The sequence below is a fragment of the Methanoculleus sp. genome (genome assembly GCF_035363275.1).
Taxonomy (GTDB): Archaea; Halobacteriota; Methanomicrobia; order Methanomicrobiales; family Methanoculleaceae; genus Methanoculleus.
The window spans coordinates 1-4,973 of the sequence record NZ_DAOSET010000085.1; the positions used below are offsets into that span (position 1 = coordinate 1).

The 4,973-nt window shown below is 61.7% G+C and carries 4 protein-coding genes; 2 read left to right on the forward strand and 2 right to left on the reverse strand.

Annotated features, from left to right (window positions below; genetic code table 11):
- Positions 1-442, reverse strand: a 442-nt coding sequence (locus tag PLN84_RS12395; protein ID WP_348532126.1) for a radical SAM protein, incomplete at its 3' end; no start/stop codon positions are given.
- Between the two features lie 1,473 nt (positions 443-1,915).
- Here PLN84_RS12395 and PLN84_RS12400 point away from each other — a divergent pair.
- Together PLN84_RS12400 and PLN84_RS12405 are read left to right on the forward strand one after the other, a co-directional pair.
- Positions 1,916-2,248, forward strand: coding sequence for a hypothetical protein (locus PLN84_RS12400; RefSeq protein WP_292384987.1), 333 nt, complete (start codon positions 1,916-1,918; stop codon positions 2,246-2,248).
- Positions 2,249-2,354: 106 nt separating this feature from the next.
- Positions 2,355-4,370, forward strand: a complete 2,016-nt coding sequence (locus PLN84_RS12405; protein WP_292384985.1) for a magnesium chelatase subunit D family protein — start codon at positions 2,355-2,357, stop codon at positions 4,368-4,370.
- Positions 4,371-4,377: 7 nt separating this feature from the next.
- Here the strand turns inward: PLN84_RS12405 and PLN84_RS12410 are convergent.
- On the reverse strand, positions 4,378-4,973 hold a 596-nt coding region (locus tag PLN84_RS12410; RefSeq protein WP_348532127.1), incomplete at its 5' end, for a lyase family protein.

Here is a 4,973-nt window from a genome sequence, read left to right on the forward strand (position 1 = left end):
TGTTGGCGGTAAATGAGATGCTGTGGCGAATGTTGTTCTCGTCCAGTAGCCGCAGCGCTCTCACCGCTTTCTCATAACTTCCTTCACCACGGATGAAATCGTGAACGCGATTGTCTCCGTCGATGCTGATCTGAATTCCGTCATTTCTTCGGAACAGACCAATGTATTGTGGGACAAGGATCCCGTTTGAACTCAGGGCAACATACCCATTCAAACCTCGTACAATGCTGCAGACTTCCCCAAACTGCGGATGCAGAAGAGGCTCCCCGCCGCTCAAAATGATCGTACTCTGCGGAAGAGGAAGATCTGCCTGCAAGAAGTCGGTACTTACCGCTCTTATCATCTCCAGCGGCATCGAGGTATTTCCTTTGTGAAGATAGCAATGCCTGCACGCCAGCTGGCAGTGATCGACGATATGGAGATCAAGGAAGTTCGCCGGCATTCATACCACTATCCTGTTCGGCACATTTTTTCCATTGCAATATCGCATCACGCGAGATTTCGTAATACTTAACTTGATAATCTTAATCATGTTTGTGATTATTTTGAAATTACTTAACATTTTCCCTTTGAGAATACGTTCAAAGCCCATCAGATTATGCGCACCTCCGGTTTGATGGCCCCCTACTCCAGCGCACAACGCTCTGCCCCTCTCATCGACCTCCACCCCGCCCCGCAGGGGGCGGGGGCAGGCATGGCGATATGCGGGGGTTCGTTACGCGACTGGTCAGAGGGCGGGAGCGTGAGCACCGTGAGGTGAGAAGAACCGGTAGTGCTCCAGCATAGAACTGATAGTCGATCTCGGCGAATTCGACCGAAAATTTCCATTATCGGGCCCTGATAAAGCCCTATTCCGGCTTTCGTTCTTTCCTGACGAGATTGGTGCCGGACCCGGCCTGTCCCTGAGTTCGACCTTTTCTCGCAAGCATGTCCTCATGCCGTGGACCGTGGTAGCCAGCGCATCTGACGATGCTCGAACTCCCGCCGTCCCGCCGGTCGTTTATCGCCATGGGGGTGGGGCTGACGGGGAGTGCGATGCTCCGGAGGAGCGGAGCATGAGAAGCCATCAGGCTTTGAGGGGGTCTTCCCCTCCCCTGTCTCGCGCAACCATCCGCACCTCCCATCAACCCCACCCCACCCGCGCTTCGCGCTCCTCCCCCGCCCCTTAAGGGGCGGGGGCAGTCATGGCGATATGCGACTGGCCGAAGGGTGCGACGGACGGAACGTCAGGAGCTTGAGCACCGAAGGTGCGGGGCAGGAGCAGGAGAAGACCGAAGGTCTTGGACTAGCGACGTTCCGGTAGGAACGACTGTCCGCAGGACAGGAGTTTGAGAAGCCATCAGGCTTCGAGGAACGGAGCTCGAGCACTGGAGGTACGTAGCCCAATGGAAAGCCGTGCCCCGATTGCATGCAAGCGGGAACACCCGAATGGGATCTCAGATGACCAGTTGTTTCGTAGGGCACTACCGAAGAACAGGAGCAGGAGCATCGTCAGGTGCGCAGTAGGATGCTCCTCTGGAAGTGTCCTTCGAGCACCGTCAGGTGCGCGTCCGGTGAACCGTCGTGTCCGGGAGTTGCTATCGCCAGGAACAGGCGGGGAAGGGGTTTGACAAATCCGGTTTTTTCGTATCGGTTGGTTCCCGGGGCACCACCCGGCATCGGGGAAGCCGGGATCGGCCGGACAGAGAAAATCAGGGACGGTGACATCGCTGGGGACCTAAGTATTACAAATATTTAATATTATATTACTTAATCTTAAGAATAGTAAATTATATATCACTCGCCGTTCTATCTCTGCCTGGCGGGCGGTGGCAGAATCGCCGAAAAGCCATGGCCACCTCACCGGGCTTCCGGGGTTCATCGTCACCGCCTGCCGAATCGCCCTGCACGGCCGGCGGGGCAGAGGTGACTGACTATGAAGAAATGCATTCGATCCGAGAAAGGCGAGATCTTCCTTGACACCGACCGTGATGCCTGGCTCTACCTCGCCCCGCGGGGCGGTGACGCAGGCGGGGCGTTCGCGCGCGGAAAGGACCTCTATCTGCACGAGCAGGAGGGGCTGCCCGATGCCTACTACATCCACTCCTGGTCGATGGATCCCGGCGAGGAAGAACTGCTTCAGACCATCACACTCCTCTCCGCCGAAGAGTTCCTGGAACTGCGGGGGCTCGTGCTGAACGTGTATCCGGAGCAGAGGGGGAGCCAGGTGCTGCGGTCCTACGGCTACGGCATCGCGGAAGAGTTCTGAGACCTCACGTTACCGGGCGGGGGCAGGGCCGCCCACGCCCGGACTGTGCCCGTATTTTGTTACAAAATAGGAATTCTTTAACATTAATTGCATCATATTCTAAAATATGTCATATTCAGCACGGAGGAACGTACTTCCGTTCACCGCCATCGTCGGCCAGGAGACGATGAAGCGTGCACTCCTTCTCAACGCCGTCAACCCGGGCATCGGCGGCGTGCTCATCCGCGGCGAGAAAGGGACCGCAAAGTCCACTGCGGTCAGGGCGCTTGCCGACGTGCTTCCCGAGATCGATGCGGTCCGGGGCTGCCCGTATAACTGTGATCCCAACGGCGGCCTGTGTACTGCCTGCGCCGGGAAGAAGGCCGCAGGCGAGGACCTGGACGTCGAGCGGCGCCGGGTCCGCGTCGTCGATCTCCCGATTGGAGCGACCGAAGACCGGGTGGTGGGCACCGTCGACGTGGAGCGGGCGATCCGTGAAGGGAGGGTAGCCATCGATCCGGGTATCCTCGCGGCGGTCAACCGCGGGATCCTCTACATCGACGAGGTCAACCTGCTCGACGACCACGTTGCCGATGTCCTCCTCGATGCTGCCGCCATGGGCGTCAACGTGGTGGAGCGGGAAGGCATATCGTTCTCCCATCCTGCCCGGTTCATCCTGGTCGGCACCATGAACCCGGAAGAGGGGGAACTGCGGCCGCAGTTGCTCGACCGGTTCGGGCTGCAGGTGACCGTGGAAGGGATCGAGGACCCTGCCCAGCGTGTGGCGGTCATCAGGGCCGCCGAGACGTTCGAGCGCGATCCCGGAGGGTGCCGGCAGGAATACGGCGCGGCGCAGGAAGAGTTGCGCGAGGAGATCGTCGCTGCACGGATGCTGCTCCCCTCCGTCACGGTCGACGACGCCCTCCTGGATGCGGTGGTGAAGGCATGCATCCGGCTCGGGGTCAGGACCCACCGCGCCGACATCGCCGTCGTCCGCACGGCAAAGACGATCGCCGCTCTCGAAAAGCGGACGGTCGTCACCCGTGACGACGTCCGGGAAGCCATGGAGCTCGCGCTTCCGCACCGGATGCGCCGGAAACCGTTCGAGGAGCCGAAGATCGACCCGGAGGAGCTCGACAGATCCCTGGAGAACGCCGGGGAGGGGCACGACCACGCTCCCCGGGACGACGGGGGCGGCGCGGCCGGTGACGGACCCTCCGGTGGGCATGATGGAGAGCCGCCCCCCTCCGGCGGGAGTGCAGCGCACGAAACTGTCCTTCCTGTCGGAGACCCGGTCGACGTCGAAAAGCTAAGCCTGCCGGGGCGGCGGGAAACCCGGGAGCGGCAGAGGGCTTCCGGGAGGCGGTTCAAGACGGTTTCAGCGGGAAACGCGGGAAAATATGTTTCTGCGCGGTATCCTGCCGGCACCGGTGATGTCGCGCTCGATGCCACACTCCGGGCCGCCGCCCCGCACCAGGCAGTGCGCGACCGGAAGGGGATGGCGGTCGCTGTCAGCGAGCAGGATCTCCGCGAGCGGGTCCGGGTGGGGAAGGTTTCCGTCGCGTGCGTCTTCGTGGTCGATGCCAGTGGTTCGATGGGAGCCATGATGCGGATGGAATCGGCCAAGGGCGCGGTCCTTTCGATGCTGGTGGACTCCTACCGGCACCGCGACCGGATCGGCCTTGTGGCGTTCCGGGGAACCAGCGCCGAGATCCTCCTCCCGCTCTGCTCGAGCGTCGATCTCGCGCAGAAACAGCTGGAGGATCTCCCGACCGGCGGAAAGACGCCGCTTTGTGCCGGCCTGATGAAAGGCATGGAGGTCCTCCTGCAGGAGCGACGGAAGAACGGCGAGGTGATCCCGATGATGGTCGTCGTATCCGACGGTCGGGCGAACGTTCCTCTCGCGGGAGATGTACGTCAGGAGATTGTCGGTATCGCCGAGGAAATCCGGTCGTACGGCATCCGTACGGTGGTCATCGATACCGAGGAGATGGGGAACTCTTTCCTGGAGTTCCGGCTCGGCTACTGCAGGGCCATTGCGGAACATGCCGACGGCGGCTACTACCCGATTGGCGATCTCTCTGCCGGGCTCCTGCACGGAATCACAGCGACCGAGCGGGATGCGGCGGCGCACCCTGCCTGAGATCCCTTTACCGGCAGAGCGGCGCGAGTTTCTCGATCAGCCGCTCCACCTGCCGGACCGCCGTCCCGATGTAGGCGTCCGGGTCGAGGAGGGCGTCGAGCTCCTCGCGGGTGACGAACGCCGTGACCTCCGGCCGCCCGGCGAGCACCTCAGCGAGGTCGCGGTCTTCGTCGAGGGCCTGCATGCTCGCCGTCCGCATCACTTCGTGGGCCTCCTGCCGGCTCATGCCCCGCTTCGTCAGTTCGATCATCACCGACTCGGCGAGGTTCACGCCGCGGAGCATCATCAGGTTCTTTCGGATGTTCTTCTTGTTGAACTCGAGGCCATCCATCACGCCGATCATCACCTTGAGGATATGGTCGGTCAGCACCGACGCCTCGGGGAAGAGCACCCGCTCGGGGGATGAGTTCGTCAGGTCGCGCTCGTCCCAGAGGACGTTGTTCTGCAAGGCGGGTTCGACCGCGGACCGGACGATCCGGGCAAGCCCGCAGACCTGCTCGCTCTTGATCGGGTTCCGCTTGTGGGGCATCGTGCTTGAGCCCACCTGCTTCTTCCCGAACGCCTCGGCGAGTTCCCCGATCTCCGAGCGCTGCATCAGCCGGA